This window comes from Pyxidicoccus caerfyrddinensis (assembly GCF_010894405.1).
Classification (GTDB): Bacteria; Myxococcota; Myxococcia; order Myxococcales; family Myxococcaceae; genus Myxococcus; species Myxococcus caerfyrddinensis.
Map to the genome: position 1 here is coordinate 23,991 of NZ_JAAIYA010000010.1, position 18,045 is coordinate 42,035.

Annotated in this window: 13 protein-coding genes; 10 read left to right on the forward strand and 3 right to left on the reverse strand. The window is 70.3% G+C overall.

The features are described from left to right. Positions 1-124: 124 nt before the first annotated feature. From G4D86_RS24355 to G4D86_RS24370, 4 genes are all read left to right on the forward strand, one after another. Entirely contained in the window at positions 125-1,138 is a 1,014-nt protein-coding gene (locus G4D86_RS24355; protein ID WP_163996414.1) for a dioxygenase family protein, read from the forward strand. Between the two features lie 131 nt (positions 1,139-1,269). After that, complete coding sequence (locus tag G4D86_RS24360) at positions 1,270-1,944, forward strand: response regulator transcription factor (RefSeq protein WP_163996415.1); 675 nt, start codon at positions 1,270-1,272, stop codon at positions 1,942-1,944. Continuing rightward, positions 1,941-3,476 carry a sensor histidine kinase gene (locus G4D86_RS24365; RefSeq protein WP_163996416.1) on the forward strand — a complete coding sequence of 512 codons (1,536 nt, stop codon included), beginning with the start codon at positions 1,941-1,943 and terminating at the stop codon, positions 3,474-3,476. Before G4D86_RS24360 ends, G4D86_RS24365 begins: the two co-directional genes overlap by 4 nt. Positions 3,477-3,486: 10 nt before the next feature. Then, positions 3,487-5,385, forward strand: a complete 1,899-nt coding sequence (locus tag G4D86_RS24370) for a hypothetical protein (protein WP_163996417.1) — start codon at positions 3,487-3,489, stop codon at positions 5,383-5,385. Positions 5,386-5,419: 34 nt separating this feature from the next. Here the strand turns inward: G4D86_RS24370 and G4D86_RS24375 are convergent, their stop codons facing one another. Together G4D86_RS24375 and G4D86_RS24380 are read right to left on the reverse strand one after the other, a co-directional pair. Then, complete coding sequence (locus tag G4D86_RS24375) at positions 5,420-8,209, reverse strand: Ig-like domain repeat protein (RefSeq protein WP_163996418.1); 2,790 nt, start codon at positions 8,207-8,209, stop codon at positions 5,420-5,422. 103 nt (positions 8,210-8,312) lie between these two features. Beyond that, the gene (locus tag G4D86_RS24380; protein WP_240360450.1) at positions 8,313-8,654 is read right to left on the reverse strand and encodes a hypothetical protein; all 342 of its coding nucleotides are present in this window, start codon (positions 8,652-8,654) and stop codon (positions 8,313-8,315) included. A gap of 91 nt (positions 8,655-8,745) precedes the next feature. Between G4D86_RS24380 and G4D86_RS24385 the strand changes: the two genes are divergently transcribed. The 6 genes from G4D86_RS24385 to G4D86_RS24410 all read left to right on the forward strand — a co-directional run bounded on the left by G4D86_RS24385 (position 8,746) and on the right by G4D86_RS24410 (position 16,934). Then, positions 8,746-9,621: an RnfABCDGE type electron transport complex subunit D gene (locus G4D86_RS24385; protein ID WP_163996419.1), complete on the forward strand. Its 876-nt coding sequence runs from the start codon at positions 8,746-8,748 to the stop codon at positions 9,619-9,621. Next, complete coding sequence (locus tag G4D86_RS24390; protein WP_163996420.1) at positions 9,582-10,907, forward strand: DUF2330 domain-containing protein; 1,326 nt, start codon at positions 9,582-9,584, stop codon at positions 10,905-10,907. Before G4D86_RS24385 ends, G4D86_RS24390 begins: the two co-directional genes overlap by 40 nt. A gap of 800 nt (positions 10,908-11,707) precedes the next feature. Then, a complete protein-coding gene (locus G4D86_RS24395) occupies positions 11,708-13,363 on the forward strand; it encodes a patatin-like phospholipase family protein (RefSeq protein WP_163996421.1) in 1,656 nt (551 codons plus the stop codon). 83 nt (positions 13,364-13,446) lie between these two features. After that, positions 13,447-15,255 (forward strand): metallophosphoesterase, encoded by a 1,809-nt coding sequence (locus G4D86_RS24400; RefSeq protein WP_240360451.1) that lies wholly within the window; start codon positions 13,447-13,449, stop codon positions 15,253-15,255. Between the two features lie 12 nt (positions 15,256-15,267). Then, complete coding sequence (locus G4D86_RS24405; protein WP_163996422.1) at positions 15,268-15,960, forward strand: hypothetical protein; 693 nt, start codon at positions 15,268-15,270, stop codon at positions 15,958-15,960. A gap of 11 nt (positions 15,961-15,971) precedes the next feature. Next, the gene (locus G4D86_RS24410) at positions 15,972-16,934 is read left to right on the forward strand and encodes a hypothetical protein (protein WP_163996423.1); all 963 of its coding nucleotides are present in this window, start codon (positions 15,972-15,974) and stop codon (positions 16,932-16,934) included. Between the two features lie 128 nt (positions 16,935-17,062). Here the strand turns inward: G4D86_RS24410 and G4D86_RS24415 are convergent, their stop codons facing one another. After that, positions 17,063-18,040 (reverse strand): DUF4382 domain-containing protein, encoded by a 978-nt coding sequence (locus tag G4D86_RS24415; protein ID WP_163996424.1) that lies wholly within the window; start codon positions 18,038-18,040, stop codon positions 17,063-17,065. Positions 18,041-18,045: the final 5 nt, after the last annotated feature.

The window sequence follows — 18,045 nt, forward strand, 5'->3', positions numbered from 1 at the left end:
GCCGCGTGATTGCCCGGTGACGATAGCCCGGGGGCCCTCAAGGTTTCCTTAAGGTCTTTCCACGAGAACCACCCTCACGCCCGAAGCCACGGGCGGAAATGGACCGGCACTCAGGAGGGCCTGGATGAACAACGACGCCAAGAAGAACCTCATTGCGGAGGTCGTGACACGCCGGAAGGTGCTGCGCGGCATGGGCATGGCGCTGGCGGCCCTGCCGCTCGCGCGGCTCGTCATGGCATGCGGCGAGGGCACGGACGGCACGGGTGGCGACACCAGCACCGACGCGGGTACGGACACGACGGCCGACTCCGGCACGGGGACCGACGCGGGCACCGGCTCCGCCGCGAACTGGGCCACCGGTGGCACCGCTTCGATGACCGCGGCCACCTCGTATCCCGACCCGTTCTCCTCGGGTATCGGCACGGCGTGCACCCTCACGTGCGCGGCCACGCTGGGCCCCTGCTATGCGACCACCGTCGAGCGCAAGGACATCAGCGAGGGCCATGACGGGCTGCCCGTGCGGCTCGCGCTCCTCGTAGTGGACGAGTCCTGCAAGCCGGTGCCGGGCGCCTCCGTCGACATCTGGCATGCCGCTCCCGAGGGGCTCTACTCGGGTGAGGATGCGAGCGACTTCTGCACGTCGGGGGATGCCACGGCGCGGGCCGCTCGGTGGTTCCGCGGCGTGCAGACGACGGATGCGAATGGCCGGGTGGACTTCGATACCTGCTTCCCCGGCTGGTACAGCAGCCGCACCATCCACATCCACTTCACCATCCGCGTCAACGGCAACGAGTACGTCACGTCGCAGCTCTTCTTCGAGGACTCCCTCGACGACGAGATCGTCAACAGCCAGCCGCTCTACAACACGCGCGGCGCGCGGGACACGACCAACAGCGACGACAACGTCATCTCCGCGGACTCGGTGGCCGACTACGTGTTCCAGACCGAGCGCATGGTGGACGGCGCGATGCTGGCCTGGAAGACCCTGGTCATCCGCTCGTCGCTCGACTCGGCGCAGTGCCAGGTGGCGGGTGGCAGCGGCGGCCCTGGCGGTCCGCCTCCGGGCGGGGATGGTGGCATGGGCCCGCCCCCCGGCTGGGACGGCGGCATGCCGCCTCCCCGTCCCGATGCTGGGTGAGCGGTGAGCACATCCGTCACTCGCGCCGCCGCGTGACTTGATTCCCGGGGGCGACGTGCGTACTGGCCGGAGGTGGAGTTCAACACCGGTCGCGCGCACGGCGCCCCGGCGCGGGTGAGGAGACACGGGTCATGGGGGACCGCATCCTGCTCGTCGAGGACGATCCACAGCTCGGCGCGCAGATTGCCGAGCACCTACGGGGCGCGGGCTTCGAGCCCACGTGGTGGAGGGAGGGCCGGCGGCTGACTCCCGAGGGCATGCCCGAGGTGAGCCTCGTGGTGCTGGACCTGATGCTGCCCGGCACCTACGGCCTGGACATGCTCAAGGCCCTCCGGACCTTCTCCGAGGTGCCCGTCCTCATCCTGAGCGCGCGCAATGACACCCTCGACAAGGTGCGGGCGCTGAAGCTCGGCGCGGACGACTACATGACCAAGCCCTTCTGGCCGGAGGAGCTCATCGAGCGGGTGCGCGCGCGCCTGCGCCGGCCGTCGCTGCAGAAGGCCGACGCCGTCGTCGAGCTGGGGCCGCTGCGCGTGGACCTCCAGGCCCACGAAGTATCCCTGCACGGGCAGCCCGTGGAGTTGACGCGCGTGGAGTTCGCGCTGCTCGCGGCGCTGGCCCGGCGCCCTCGTGAGGCGGTGACGCGGCAGTGGCTGGTGGAGCACGTGCTGGACCCGGAGCGCGAGGGCACCGAGCGGACGCTGGACGTCCATGTGTCGCGGCTGCGGCGGAAGCTGGGGCCGCAGCACGGGGTGGAGACGGTGTGGGGCGTGGGCTACCGGCTCGTTCCAGGAGATGGCACTTGAAGCTGCGACTGCGCCTGGCGCTCACGGTGGTGGCGGTGACGGTTCCCGTCGTCGCGGGGTTGAGCCTGGCCCAGCGCTCGCTGCGGCTGCGGAGTCAGGAGGAGGTGCTCGAAGCCTCCACGCTCGCGCAGATGCAGGCGGGGGAGCGGGAGCGCTGCGAGGCCGCTCCCGAGTCGTGGACGGTGCGCAGGGGGCCGCCTCCGCGTGAGCCGTCCCGGCCACCCGGTGGGTTCGAGGGAGGTGGGAGCGCTCCAGACAGTGAGCCTCCTTCCGAGAATGGCCCGGGTGGGCCCTCCGGTCAGCGGCCTCGTCCGGACATGGGACCGCCTCCCGACTTCGGACCGGGGCGTTCCGGGAGGCCGCCGCCCGCCTTCGCTCACTTTCCCTATGACGACGAGCTCGTCTCTCGCAACCCGTCCGCCCCCGTCATCTCCGAGGATGTCCGGCAGGCGGTCCGCTCGGGAGAGAGCGCGGTCGCCCGACGCTCGACGCGAGAGGGGCGCGCCGTCCTGGACGTGCTGCTGCGCATGCCCTGGGAGGGCGGGCCCTGTGCATATGTCCTCGCGCGGCGTGTGGAAGGTCCGGGCGCACCGGTCGAGGGCATACCGCCTCCCGAAGTGCTGCTCGTGCCACTGCTCGCCGTCGTGGCCGTGGTGGTGGCGGTGGGGCCCGTCGTCCGCCGCGTCCGTCAGCTCACCGGCGAGGTACGGGCCTCCGCCGTCAGCCGCTACCAGCAGCCTGTCTCCGTGCGCGGCAACGACGAGGTCGCCGAGCTGGCGCGGGCCTTCCAGGAGGCTCGCGCGGAGATCCAGAGCCAGTTGTCGCAGCAGGAGGCTCGCGAGCAGGCGCTGCGGGACTTCCTCGCCAACACCATGCACGACGTGATGACACCGCTCACCGTGCTCCAGGGGCACCTGTCCTCCATGCAGCAGCGCACCGGGCGCGGAGAGGCCCCGGAGCCGACGGTGCTGGCGTCCGCGATGGGCGAGGCCCACTACATCGCCTCGCTGGTCCACAACCTGGCGGCGGCCGCGCGGCTCGAGGCCGGGGCGCCGCAGGTTCAGCGTGCTCCGGTGGACCTGAACGCCGTCATCGCCCGCGTCATCGGGCGGCACCAGCCCATTGCCCGGCAGCGGCGCATCTCCCTGGAGAGTGGCGTGCCCGAGGCTCCCGTCTGGGTGAGTGGCGACGTCACGCTCATCGAGCAGGCGGTGAGCAACGTCGTCTTCAACGGCATCCACCACGGCCGCGAGGACGGGCACGTGGCGGTGGTGCTGGAGAGCCCGCGCCAGGGCCGCTTCCACCTGCGCGTCATCGACGACGGGCCGGGCATCCCCGAGGAGGAGCGCTCACGGCTGCTGGAGCGCAGCTTCCGGGGCAATGCCGCGCGGACGAGGGGCCTGGAAGGGCAGGGGCTGGGTCTGCACATCACCCACCATGTCGCGCAGGTCCACGGGTGGACGCTGTCACTGTTGCCATCGGAGTACGGCGGCCTGGAAGTGGGTTTGGAAGGCGAGGTGACAGGCGGGTAGTCTCGACGGGATGCGCAGGTTCTTCCTCGTGGCGGTGTTGTTGTTCGTCGGCCCGTTGAGCACCCAGGCCGCCGGGGAGGACGGCGCGCCGTCCCGGTACGGCCAGGTCAACGAGGGACAGGTCCGCATCACGGGCATCTCGGGACGCGTGTCCAAGTCGCGCGAGCGCTCGCGCGGTCCGTGGAAGACCTACTACGAGCAGACCATCACGGTGGACAACCGGATCGGGCTGGAGCTGTTCGACGTGAAGCTCGAGCTGGGCTACGAGCGGCTGAACTCGGGAGTGCACGTGGTGAGACGCGAGCACTCCTCGATCATCTTCAACGCGCGCGGGCCGACGCCGGTGGGGCTCATCTACGCCGAGCCCTTCCCGGAGGCGCTCGACCAGAATCCAACCGCGGTCCTGGTCGGCTACCGGCTGATAGCGGACCCCGCCAAGACGCCGGGCTTCACCCGGACCCTGTTGCTGCTGTCCAACTCCCAGGGCCGCGTGGACGTGGCGGTGGCGGCGGAGACACTCTCCAGCCTGGGGCCGGATGCGACGCTCATTCGCGAGGACGTGCGCAGATGGGTGGCCGACGGGCCGCAGGAAATCGCCGACACGTTCGGCCTGGGCATCACCCCGCTGTACGCGCTGCGCCTGCTGGGCCGCGTGGGGACCGGTGAGGACGTTCCGGTGCTGCTCTCCGTGCTGAAGGCCGAGGAGGACTACGCGGAGTACCTGCCCTCGCTCGAGGCGCTGCGCAAGGAGCTTCCCGACCACCCGATGACGAACCTGTTCGCTTCGGGTGCGACGCTGGAGCACATCGTGGAGGACGCGGTGATGGACCTCCAGCCGGCGCTGGCCGTCCCTGCGCTCGTGGCGTTGGCGTACCAGGATGGGCCCCACCGGAACGTGGCTCGGGGCTTGTTGCGCAAGTGGAAGGCAGAGGAGCTCGTGGGGCTGCTGCGCGGGCCCGGCGCCGCGGACGCTCTGCGAGTGCTCTGCGCGAGCCGCGCTCCGGACGCGGTGCCGCTCGTCATGGGGCTGGGGGTGACGGGCGTGGACGGCGTGGACCTGAAGGCGTGCCTGTCCGCGATGCCGGAGAAGGAAACGAACGCCGCGCTGGTGGGAGCACTGGGTGAGGAACTCGGGTCGCTGGAGGACACGGTGCTCTCCCTGCTGGCGGCCCGCGGTGGTGCGGTGCGGGCGCCGCTGCGGGCCCGGGCCTCGAAGCTGGGGATGAAGGAGGCCGCCGCGGACACGGGGGCGCTGGCGCGAGCCCTCCATGCGCGGCTGCGCTCCGACCGCGTGGGGGCCCTTCAGGAGACGTTGGACGCGGTGGACGGTGCGCTGAGCGAGCAGCAGTTCGACACGGCGCTGACCCTCCTGGAAAAGGCCGCGACGGATGCTCGAGGCCGCGAGCCCCGTGAGAAGCTGGCCGTGGCCCATGCACGGGTGGCGCAGGCGGCCGCCAGGGCACGCGACGTGTCAGGGGTGGACAAGGCGCTCGAACGCATCGAGGTGCCGGAAGCCGGTCGCGAGCATGAGGCCGGGCTGGAGCCGGAGCTGACGGAGGTGGCTCGGGCCCTCATGTCCCAGTGGAAGGACGGGCGTATGGACCGTGTGGACCCGCAGCTCGAGCGGGTCGAGGCGCGGGTGAAGGCCGCGACCCGTCCCGAGCTTGCCCGTATCTACATGGATGCGATCGGAGAAGGACGCGGGGGCTGGGAACGGGCGGCCTATGCGAAGCGGGCGCTCGCGCTGGATTCAGGCAACGTCGCCGCACGGCAGTACGTCGAGGAGTACGAGCGCGAAAAGGCCCGCGAGAAATGGCTCTGGTCCCTTGCCAAAGTTGGCGGAGGGTTCCTGGCCGTGGGCCTGTTCTTGTGGTTCCTCGTCTCCAAGCTGAGCGCGGCGGCGGCGTGAGGGCTCGGGAGTCCCGAGCCCTCCGAAGGCCGTATCAGCCGCGCGCCTGACGGCTGGAGCGACGGCGAGACTGGATGGCGGTGAGGCCCATCCACATCCCGAGCAGCAGCAGCGGGGAACCGCCGCCGGTGCCCGCGCCGCAGCCACAGCCCGAGGCGGTCTCGTCGCCCGGCTCGTCGGAGGTTCCGGCGTCGGTGTTGCCGGTTCCCGTGCCCGCGTCCTGCCCTTGCGTGCCGGCGTCGTTGCCCGGAGTGCTGCCGGCATCTTCATCACCGAGGCCCGCGTCCGTGTTGCCCGTGCCCGCGTCGGTGTCACCCGGGCCGGCGTCCGTGTTGCCCGTGCCCGCGTCGGTGTCACCCGGGCCGGCGTCCGCGTTGCCGCCACCTGCATCCGGCGCCGAGCCTGCGTCGCTGTCGCCGGTGCCTGCATCGTCGTGACCTGAGCCCGCATCGGTGCTCCCCGAGCCCGCATCCGGTGCCGACCCCGCGTCCATGTCGCCGTCACCTGCATCCGGTGCCGACCCCGCATCCACGTCGCCGGTCCCCGCGTCGGGCTCTCCGGTTCCACCGTCCGTGGATGAGCCGGCATCCGGCGCGGAGCCTCCATCCTGGTCGCCCGTGCCCGCGTCCGGCGGCTCAGGAGCCTTCACGACCTGCACGACCACCGCCGAGGTATTCGGCTCGAAGCGCGTGTCACCCGAGTACGCCGCGGTGATGCCGTGCTCCCCTGGGGTCAGCGTCGCGGTGGTGTGGCTCGCCGCGCCCTGCGCGTTGACGGGGACGGTCGCAAGCGCAGTCGTCCCATCCAGGAAGGTCATGCTCCCGCCCGGCGTGCCAGCCGCGGGCGGTGCCGCGCCCACCAGCGCGATGAAGGTCACCGCCTGCCCGCTGTCCGATTGAATCCGGGACGACCCCAGCGCGACCTGCGAGGCACCGCGCATGACCGTGACGGCGGCCGCATTCGACATGCTTCCGCCGAAGACGCCGCCGCCTTCGTAGTCCGCAGCCACCGTGTACTCACCCGGCTCGGGAAGCGGCGTGCGGAGGCTGGCCCTGCCTGCCGCGTCGAGCGTCAGCGAGACCTCCAGCCCAGGCCCGTCCGCGTCGCTCGACTGCACCAGGACCTGCCCCGAGGGCGTCTGCTCCACCGCGGTTTCGGGCCGCACCTCCACCTGGATGTCCACCGGCTGCCCGTAGACGCTGGTGGCCGGCGACACGGTGATGACCGTCTGCGTCCGCACGAAGGTGACGACCTGCGTGAACACGGCGGACGTGGCCGACTGGAACCCGTCGTCTCCCGAGTACGTCGCCGTCACCGCGTAGGTGTGCATGGGCAGGCCGCTCACGACGATGGAGGCCTCGCCCTGCGCGCTCAGCGCCGAGGTCCCCAGTTCCTGTGTGACGCCACCCGCGACGGCCTGGAAGGTGACGCTGCCCGACGGGGGACGCGGCGCCACACCGCTGTGCTGCACCATCGCCTGGAAGGTGATGGGCAGGCCCAACGGACGCGGCGTTCCGTCCGAGCCGAGGAAGACCTCGGTCGCGGCCCGGTTGACGGTGTGCGTGGCCTGGCCGGAGGAGGGGAGGAACGGCGCCTGCAGCGCGAACCGGGCCGTGAGCTCATGCTCCCCGGCTCCCAACGTCATGAGCGAGAAGGTCGCCCTCCCGGAGTCATCCACCTGTGCGAAGCCCAGCACCGTGTCTCCGTTCAGGAAGTAGACGTCGCCCCTCGCCGACCCCATGCCCGGGTCCGCACGCATCACGGTGGCCTCCAGGGTGACCAGCTCCCCGTAGGCGGTGGCGCTTCCCGGCGTGACGGTCAGCGTCGTCGTCGTCCGATACCCGGTCTGGAGGATCACGGGTACCGAGAGGCTCGACTCGAAGTTGCCGCTGTACTCGGCGGTGAGGGCGGCCGTTCCGCTGGGGAAGGGCGCGGTCGTCAGCGTTGCCACGCCGTCCGGCCCCACGGGCGAGGTGCCCAGCTCCTGGCCTTCCACCTTGAACGTCACCGTCCCCGAGGGAATGGCCTCGCTGTCCGTCACCTTCACCAAGGCGGTGAGCGTCACGTTCTCTTCCAGGCTCGACGGATTCGGAGAGACGGTGAGCGTGGTGGTGGTCGGCGCGGCGACGTGGATGGTGAGCAGGTGGCTCCAGGATTCGTACAGGAACCGGATGGCCTGGCCGGACGCGGGCACCGTGAAGGGGATGTTGGCCCCATCTCGCTCACCATTCAGTCCGTAGTTCTCCTCCCAGCTCTCGTGGTGGGCGACCTTCAGCTCGTAGGTATTGGCGGGGAGCGAAGGGATGCGGAGCTCCTGCACGCCGTCCCCGTCGATGTCCTTCAGCCACGTGCGCATGCACGCCGGGTCCCAATCTCCGGGGCACCCCAGCTCGGACTGCAGCGAGCCCGCGAGCACGGCGATGGGCGTGAGCGACGAGTTGGTGACCCAGTGGGTGACGGGGTCGTAGAAGAACTTCACGCCGATGAAGTCCTCGGTGTGGCTGAAGGAGAGGTTGGCGCCATCACGCTGGGCATTGGCTCCGTAGTTCTCCTCCCACGAGCCGTTGAGGGCGACCTTGAACTCCTGGGGACCTCCCGGGACGGTGTAGAGCCGGCGCCAGATGCCGTCCGCCGCGTTGCGCTCCAGCGACGTGCTGCCGCAGGCCGGGTCCCAGTCTCCGGGACAGCCGAGCTCGGACTGGAAGGAGCCGACGATGGTAACCGACGTCGGCTCGGCCTGGGCATGGGCTCGCGCGCAGAGCAGGGTGAGCAGCACGGCGCACGCCCGGAAGGACACCGGAGCGGTGAAGCGGAATGGATGCATGGGGGACGACCCGGAACGCAAAGGGCGAAGGGCCGCACCTTAACGCGAACGCCATTTCATTCGCGGCGGGGCCCGGATGACCCGGGCCCTCGGACGCGGAACGTCAGGAGAAGCGGGCCATGAACGCGGCGAGGAGGGGGCCTCCGGCGCGGGCCTCGGCGGGAGACTTCGGGCCGCCCTCGGTGAGCTTGCCGAGCAGTTCCTCCAGCGCGGGCTTCATCGCGTCGAAGGCGGCGGTGGCCTCGGCGGCGTTGTCGAAGAAGCGGTAGTGGAGCAGCCACCCCGCCACGGAGCAGGTGAGGGCGTGGAAGGAGCGCGAGTCATCCACCTCGTAGGTGAGGCGCACCTGCCCGGCGAAGTCCTCGTCGCGGGCAATCGTGCCGCCCTGCGAGCCCATCCACCCGAGCGAGGCTCCGTCTTCATAGGGCTTCCAGTCCGTGCTCACCGGTCCACCTCGCGCAAGGGGCTGGGGCGGCATCTTGCTCGAATCCACTTCATAAAACCCACCGGCCCCGTGGTGCGTTGATGGCTTCACCATGGATGCCCAACGCCTCCGGTCGTGGTGGCCCGAAGACCCGCGCCTCCTTCAGCTTGCCTTCCTGAGCTCATTTCTCGCGGCCGGACTCTCCGTGCTGCACTTCGACGTGCCGCCGTGGCAGCCCCCGCTCATCATCGCCACCGCCTGCGCGACGCAGTGGGGCATGACGCGGCTGATGCGCGTGCCGGACGCCGGCTATCGGTCCGCGCTCATCAGCTCGCTGGGGCTGTCCCTGCTGCTGCGCACCGACACACCCTGGGTGCCCGCGCTCGCCGCCTTCGTCGCCATCTCCAGCAAGTTCGTCATCCGTGTGCGCGGCAAACACATCTTCAACCCCACCAACCTGGGCCTCGCAGTGTGCATGCTCGCGCTCGGCGCGTGGTGCTCGCCCAGTCAATGGGGTGAGAGCGCCGGCCTCCTCGCCTGGTTCGGCATCTTCGGTCTCGCCGTGGCGCACCGCTCGTTCCGCTCGGACGTGAGCCTCGCGTTCCTCGCGAGCTGGGTCGCACTCAAGGCCGGGCGCGTCCTCTACCTGGGCCAGCGCCCCGAGGTGCTGCTGCACCAACTCAACGTGGGCAGCCTCATCCTCTTCACCTTCTTCATGATCTCCGACCCGAAGACGACGCCCGACCGGCGCGTGGCCCGCGTGGGCTTCGCCGCCAGCGTCGCGCTGCTCGCCTTCATCCTCCAGCACGGGTTCTGGGTGAACAACGCGCTCATCTGGTCCCTGTGTCTGCTGTCTCCCGCCGTGCCGCTCGTCGACCGGCTGCTGCCCTCGGCCCGGTTCCGCTGGCCCGTCGCCGTGGCCCATCCCTCCATCGAAAGGACTCCCGAGTGCCCTCCGCTGCCCGCAACCTCCTCCGCGTCGCCGTGAGCGCGCTGGCGCTCCTGGCCGCACCGCGAAGCGCCCACGCCTTCTGTGGCTTCTACGTCGCGCAGGCAGACGCGAAGCTCTTCAACCAGGCCAGCCAGGTGGTGCTCGTGCGCGACGGCGAGCGCACCGTCATCACCATGTCCAACGACTTCAAGGGCGAGCTGACCGACTTCGCCCTCGTGGTGCCCGTGCCCGCCGTGCTGGAGCGGGACCAGATCCACATCGGCGAGCGCAAGCACCTGGAGCACCTGGACGCGTACTCGTCGCCGCGCCTCGTGGAGTACTTCGACGAGGACCCCTGCCAGGAGCCCGTCGACTACGACGGCCGCATGTACAAGTCGGCTCCGACCACGGCCGCCGCCGAGAAGATGAGCTCGGCCCGCTCGAAGACACTCGGCGTGACGGTGGAGGCCCAGTACACGGTGGGCGAGTACGACATCGTCATCCTGTCCGCGAAGCAGTCCGACGGACTGGAGACGTGGCTGCGCGAGAGTGGCTACAAGGTGCCGGCGCGCTCGTCCGCCGCGCTGCAGCCGTACATCAAGCAGGACATGAAGTTCTTCGTGGCGAAGGTGAACGTCAAGAACCAGCGCGCGGGCGGCTTCCAGTACCTGCGACCGCTGCAGATGGCCTTCGAGTCGAAGAAGTTCATGCTGCCCATCCGCCTGGGCATGGCCAACGCCGACGGTCCGCAGGACCTAGTCATCTACACGCTCACCCGCAAGGGGCGCGTGGAGTCCACCAACTACCGCACGGTGAAGGTCCCCTCGGATGTGGAGATTCCCGGCTTCGTGAAGGGTGACTTCGGTGCGTTCTACAAGGCCCTGTTCGAGCAGGCCCACGAGAAGGCCGGCCGGCGCGCGCTGCTCACCGAGTACTTCTGGGACATGGGGTGGTGCGACCCGTGCTCGGCGGACCCGCTGTCTCCCGAGGAGCTCAAGGGGCTCGGGGTCTTCTGGCGCGACGGGCAGTCGTATGAGACCGCGTTCCTCACACGTTTGCATGTCCGCTACGACTCGGCGCACTTCCCCGAGGACCTCGTGTTCCAGGAGACGGCTGACCAGCAGACGTTCCAGGGGCGGTACATCCTGCGCCACGCGTTCCAGGGACAGGCGCAGTGCAGCGCGGCCAAGGGGTACTGGGAGCGCGTGAATGAGCGGAGGGAGCGTGAGGTGCAGACGCTCGCAAGCCTCACCGGTTGGTCCCAGGCGACCATCCGCGAGCGCATGGGGAAGGATGCCCCGAAGGCGAAGGAGCCGACCTGGTACCAGAAGCTGTGGAAGTGATGGGGTTGCACGCCGCGCGGGTGCTCCCCAGGTTTGTCGCAGGTTCCCCTGGCTGACGACGTGCCGGAGGGGGGCAGGCCCTTCGTGACGCAGTCCTCAGCGCGATTGGTCTGGTCGAGTCGAGACGTGGGGTGCGCGTCATGCCAGCCGAACCGTCCAGCACTCCTCACGACAGCGAAGTTCCCGAACCAGAGGGTGAGAGGGATGGACAGCCGCGCGGCTCCGTCCCCGCCCGTGGGGACGGGGCGCCGGGTAGGGGAGCGGTGGGTCCGTCCGCTCCGCGGGGACGGCTGTCTCCTCTGGTCATGGGAGCGGTGGTCGGGAACCTGCTCGGTGGCGCGCTGTCATTCGGCTACCTCACGCTCAGGCGCAAGGAAGCACGGGCCGGTGGTGAGCCGCGACGGGATGAGGGCGGGAGGGGACGAGCGCCCACCGGTTCGCGGCGTGAAGAGTCAGGGGCCGCGGTGCGACGGGGTGCTGCCGGCTCGCGCCGCGAGGAGCCTGGCGCCAGGGCGCGACAAATCGCTGCCCGCGCTCCCGCTGCGCGACTCGAAAAAGAAGGTGCCAGCACGCGCCCGGTCAGCGGTAGTTCGCGGCGCGGCGAGTCCGAAGCCAGGGGACGCTCTCCCGTCACCGTGAGCCGTGAAACGTCTGGCGTCGTGGCGCCTCGACCCGCCGCTTCAACGCGCAGGGAGCCCGGTGTCAGCGCGCACGCCTCCGCAGAGGTCGTCTCCCGTGCGGCGCCGCACGTCATCGAACAACCTTCCGTCCCCCCCGCTCCGCGTGAGAAGTCCGGTGTCATGGCGCGACTGTCCGCCGCCGTCTCGCGACGGGGGAAGGGCGAGGCCAAGGCTCTCCGGCCCGCTGCGAAGAGCGCCGGTTCGACAGGACTCATCGGCAGCAGGGATGGCCGGAAGCGCTCGCTCATCCTCGTGGGCGGCGGCATGCGTGTCGCGTGGCAGGCCGGTGCGATTCGGGCCCTCGCGGACGCGGGCGTCGTCTTCCAGCATGCCGACGGCACTTCGAGCGGCATCCTCAACCTGGCCATGCTGCTCGCCGGCCAGTCACCTCAGGAGCTCTGCCATCGGTGGCGGACGCTCGCCGTGAAGGACTTCCTCACCTTCGCCGCACCCCGGAAGCCGGTGGACCTGCTCGACGTGGAGGCCCTGGGAGATGCCGGTGCACTCGTGCAGCGCGTCCTGCCCCACCTGGGCGTGGACGCCGCGGCCGTCCGCGCCAGCAAGGTCCTCGATGGCACCTTCAACGTCTGCGACTTCGCCCGCAAGGTGAACGAGGTCATCCCGCACACGCGCGTGGACACGGACCTGCTGGTGGCCGGCGTCTCGCCGCCCATCCTCATGCCGCCTGTGAATCGCGACGGCACGCTCTACACCGACTCGCTGTGGATCCAGGACGGCAACCTCATGGAAGCCGTGCGCCGGGGCGCGGACGTCATCTGGGTGCTGTGGTGCATCGGCAACACGCCGCGCTATGGCCGGGGTCTCCTCCAGCAGTACGCCCACCTCATGGAACTGAGCGCCAACGGCGCCCTCTTCGAGCAACTGGAGCGCGTGCGCGAAATCAACGAGCGCATCCTCGCGGGCGAGGAGGTGATGGGCCACCGCCGTCCCATCGCCGTCCACCTCGTGAAGCCCGAGCGTCCGCTTCCGCTCGACACGGACCTCTACGACGGGCGTGTCACTGCCGCCTCCCTCATCGACATGGGCTACTCGGACACGTGGCGCTACCTCACCGTGCGCGGTGAGCAGGGCCTGCCGCTCACCCCCGAGATGACGCTGACCACCGAGCCCGCCGCCGACCTGACCTTCCGCGAGTCATTGACTGGCCCCTTTGCCCTTGGCCCCACGGACCCGATGGCCGGTGCCCTCCATCCCGACGCCCGGCCCCTCACCATCCACCTCACCATCGCCGTGGACGACATGGACGCGTTCGTCAGCGACGTGCGCCACACCGCGCGCCTGGTGGCCCGGCTCGACTACGCGCCCTTCGGCGAGGACGTCCCCGTGCGGCAGGGCAGCTTCAACCTCTTCCAGTCCCGCGAAGACCCCCGCATCCGGCTGATGAACTACGGCCTGCGCTTCGCCCACGAGGGACGCGAGTACTTCCTCGAAGGCACCCGCGCCATCCGCTACACCGGCGCCTCCCTGTGGAGGGACACCACCCGGCTCCACTGCCTGCTCCACGAGGGCCCGGATGCCCGGGGGCCCGTGGTGGGCGCCGGCATGTTGACGCTCGGGGTGGGGCAGCTTCTCGAGCTCATCTCCAGCATGCACCCGGCCCGCCGGGGAAGCGCGGGGCTGTCCGCCATGGCCCGCTTCGGGCGCTTCTTCCTCGGGCCGCTGTGGGACCGCTACGCGCCGGTCGCGAGACCGGGCCTCGAGCGCGAATTGGTCATGGAAACCCAGGGGATGGCTGCTCCACCGCCCCCGGCGTGAGGAGGAACCGAGCGGCCCGACGCTGGCCGCCACGGTGGCGTCACGGCGCCAGCCTCCGCACTCGAACCGAGCGGAGGCGCACCATGTCCGAGACCCTGACTGTCGACGTGAAGGCCATTCCAGGCAGGGGCCGCGCGCCCCAGCCCGCCGCTCCGCCCGGGCGGAAGATGGTGTGCTGGTTCGACCCGGGCGTGCTCGCGAAGGCGGGCGTGAAGTCGCTCCTGTCGGCGACCATCGGCAAGCAGGCGGATCGCCGGCTGCTGGACGCGGTGGCCTCTCCGCAGCCGTACTTCTTCGACTTCACCCTGGATGACGCCGGACGCCCGAGGGACGAGCTGTGGCTGGACTACGTGGCCGACCTGGGCGACGGCTGGGACAGCACCTATGCCGTGGCCCTCGCCGTCACGAAGTCGGAGCTGTCCCTCAAGGACCCCACCGGCACCACGCACGTGACACAGGGAGGCGACGTGCTCGTCTTCGGCGGCGACCAAGTGTACCCCACCGCGAGCGTGGACGAGTACCAGGCCCGCACGGTGCGCCCCTACGAGGCCGCGATGTTCCACGGCCGCCAGCCGCCGCACCTGTTCGCCGTGCCCGGCAATCATGACTGGTACGACGGGCTGGTGTCCTTCCTGCGCCTGTTCTGCCAGGGCCGGCAGTCCAAGGCCTGGCGCACGCACCAGCGGCGCAGCTACTTCGCGCTCAAGCTGCCTCGTGGGTGGTGGCTGCTGGGCACGGACATGCAGCTGGAGTCGGACGTGGACGCCGCGCAGGTGGAGTTCTTCGAGAACGTGGCGAAGAAGATGGGCGACGGCGACCGCGTCATCCTCTGCAACGCGGAGCCCGCGTGGATCTACCAGCAGGTGAAGCCCCATGCCGGCCGCGAGTTCCTCGACAACAACATCACCTTCCTCGAGGAGATGGTGCTCGGGAAGAAGGTGAGCGTCTTCCTCGCGGGGGACCTGCACCACTACCGGCGCCATGAGAACGAGGAGGGGCGGCAGAAGATTGTCGCGGGCGGCGGTGGCGCCTTCCTGCACCCCACGCACCTGCCTCGCGTGGACTCGCGCCCGGACGGCTACGTCCTCCAGGAGAGCTTCCCCACCCGCGAGGTGTCCCAGCGCCTGACGTGGCGCAACCTGGGCTTCCTCGGCCACAACCCGTGGTTCGGCGTGTTCACCGGCATCCTCTACGCGCTGCTCGGCTGGGGGCTCGCGGCGGACTTGAATGGCACCGGGACGTCCCACTCGTTCATCTCGGTGCTGTCCGGGGCCATCGAGAACACCGGCTCGATGTTGATGGCGGCGCTGCTGGTGATGGGGATGATGGCCTTCGCGGATGGACGCCGGGGTGTCTGGTGGAAGCGCGTGGCGGGAGGGCTCCATGGCGTCGCGCATCTGGTAGCGGCCCTGCTGCTGACATGGGCCGCGTCCGCGCTGTCAGGGGTGTTGGTGGGCGGCGGTGACAGCCTGCGTCGGGACGTGTGCAGCGGGCTGCTGCTGTTCGCCGGGGGCTTCGTCGTCGGGCCCACGCTGATGGGGGTGTACCTGCTCATCTCCCTCAATGTGTTCGGGTGTCATCCCAACGAGGCGTTCTCGTCGCTGGCCATTCCGGATTGGAAGAACTTCCTCCGGCTGAAGATAGACAGGGAGGGGCGGCTGACCCTGTACCCGGTAGGCATCCGGCGCGTGCCCCGGGCGTGGATGGCCGGCGACACGGTGCGCGAGCCGGAGTGGGTGGCGGACCCGAAGGACGGCGGGGCCACGGCGCCGGAGTTGATAGAGAAGCCCATCGTCGTGGGGCGGACGAAGGCCCCACCCACGAGGGTAGGGAAGGGGAGGACGGAACAGTCGCGCGCGAGGGCGTTTGTGCCTGGGGACGCAACGTCCTAACCTGCCTGGTCCATGAAGGCCCTCCTCGTCTCCCTGTTCCTGCTGGGCGCGGCGCCGGAAGGCAGCGCGCCCGCTCTTCCTCCCGAAGCGCTCGCGGCGCCGCCCCTCGCGGACGACTCGCCTACCGCATGGGCGTGCACCATCGACACCCTGCGCGCGGGGAAGGAGTGCGTCTTCGAGGCCGACCTGTCCTCCAGCGCTCCCAACGACAGCCAGGACACCGCCAACCGGAAGATCCTCCAGGATGTCGCGAAGGCGCTGTGCTCGGAGGCCGTGAGCACCATCCGCGAGGGCCGCCCGGACGCGACGCTCACCGCCCTGTGCGAGCGCCGCTACACCACCGCCGTGGACCAGTGCGGCCTGGACGGCACCGCGCCCGTCGTGGACGCGAAGGGCCGCTTCGCGCCCACCGCTCGCGCCTGCTACCGCGCCCTGTCCGCCGTGCTGCAGGACGTGCAGTTCATGGCCACGGTGGCCTCGCCGTGCTGCGAGTGCGCCGCGCGCGCGGGCTGCCCTGGTACGGGCGACCGCTGCTACTCGGACGTGTCCCAGCAGCTGGCGCCGCCGGCGACGCTCGCGTGCCTCAGCGACCGCTGCTCGGACGCGTGCTCCATGGTGCTGCCGTCGCCTTCGTCGGGCTCGCGCTCCGCGCCCACGGTCCGGGAGCACAACCGCTCCACCCAGTCTGGCTCCGCCTCGCTCTAGGAGTTCCTTCCATGCTCCGCCATCCCTGGATGCTCCCCACCTGGGCCCTGCTGGGCTCGTTCGCCGCCGGCTGCGGCGCCTCGCATTCGCACGTCACGTGGACGGAGCCGCCGCCCCGAAAGGAAGCCTTCGCCGAGCGGCCTCCCGCCGCGCCTGCCGAGCCGCCCGGGCCCAGCGCCGTGGCGGACCCGAAGGCCTTCGCCGCGCGCTACCCGAATCCCGCCCTGTGCGAGGCCGCCGCTCGCCGGCTCCAGTCCGAGTCGCGCGATGAAGGCTGGGCCGCGCTCAAGGCGTGCATCGAGAACACCCCCTTCACGCAGCTCAACGCGCTGCTCGACCGGGCCTGGGCGGAGGACCTGCGCGTGCGGCCCGAGGGCGCGGCGCTCATCGCCCGTGTGGTGGCCCAGCGCGGCGGCAGCGTGTCGGGCGAATTGCAGTACCTCCACGAGCGGCGGATTCCCATCTTCTCCCTGTCGTCCGCCATGGACCAGCCGGACACGTACAAGGGCCGCTACGTGATGCTGCGCGCCCGTGTCGCGGACCAGCGCACGGAGGGCGAGCGCCCCACGGTGTGGCTGGTGGAGCAGACGCTCACCTCGGTGGAGACGGACGCGCCGGTGGGCTACAGCGAGCACTCCGACACGCTGTCCTCGTACTCCGGCGACCTGGACGGGCAGACGCAGCTCACCGGGCCCGGGCGCATCGGCGGCACGGTGACGTCGCGCGAGCGCGGGGAGCGCACCGTCACGCGCAAGCACTACGACAACATCTCCGACGAGACGGGGCGTGAGGCGCTCGGGCGGCTGCCGCGCGCGGACCCCTTCCTGGAGACCCGCCGCGACTACGTCATCCTCGCCCGCTTCGACGGCATGCGCGTCACCTCCGGCGGCACCGATGGGGACGAGGAGGCGCCGCGCATCCCCGTGCTGACCATCGTCAGCTACCACCCGCCGCATCCGCTCGTCGTCTACTGAGTCAAGACGCGCGGGCGTGACGCGAGGCGGGGGCGGGACAAAAAAAACGAGGCGCCGGGGAGCACGCCCCGACGCCTCGTCTGGGTCGGCCCCGCGCCGACCCAACTGCGCTGTTACGCTCGCTCGCGCTACTCCTGCTGCGCGTCGGTGAGCGTGAAGGCCTGCGTGAGGTCCTTGCCGGACCCCAGCTCCACCGTCACCGGGGCATCCGGCGAGGTGTTGAAGGTGACGCCCTCGGGCCCCGCGATGCTCAGCGAGAAGGTGCCCGGGATGAGGAACTTGAAGCTCGCCTCGAAGGTGCCGTTGCCGTCGCTGTCGGCCAGCGCCAGCTCCTCGCGGCTGCCCGCGGCGTTGATCATCACCGCGCGGAAGTCGCCCAGGGTGACCTGGTGGCCGTCCACCACCGGCAGGGACACGCCAGTGCCCTTCGCCAGCGTCACGTTGATGCTGCCGGACGCCGTGACTTCGGCGGACTTGATGACCGGGCTCATCACCCAGCGGCCCGAGCCACCCGCCTCCTTGCCGAAGCTCTGCGCGACGTCGAAGTCCACCAGGAGGATCTTCTGCTCGCCCTCGATGCTCAGCTTCTCGGTGAACTTCACCTTGAGGCCGGAGCTGCCGTAGCTCGGCATGTGGAGGGCGCCGGAGACCTCGGCTCCCTCGGGGAGCTCGGCGTAGTCGTTGGAGGAGGCGAAGATGGACGTGGAGCCGTCCGCGTTCTTCACCTCGATGTAGCCGCCGGTGATGACGAAGCGAATCTCGGAGTAGTCACCGTTGGGGACCACCGCGTCCGACACCAGCTCCGACGTCTTGTTGGCCAGGTCCAGCAGGCTCACCGTGACGGGCTCGTCGAGCAGCACCACGCGGCCGCCCTTGTCGCCGTTGGACTTCCCGATGACGTCGTCATCGTCGTTGCTGTCGTCGTCGCCACCGCCCTGCAGGTAGATCTCGGAGATGGTGACGACCGCGGTCTTGAGGTTGTCACCCGGGGCGTCGGTCATCAGCACCGTGACCTTGCCCTCACCGCCGCCACAGCCCACCAGGGGCAGCAGCGCGACGGCCAGGAGTGCAGCGAAGCTCGAGCGAAGGTGTGAAATCCGAGGCATGTGTC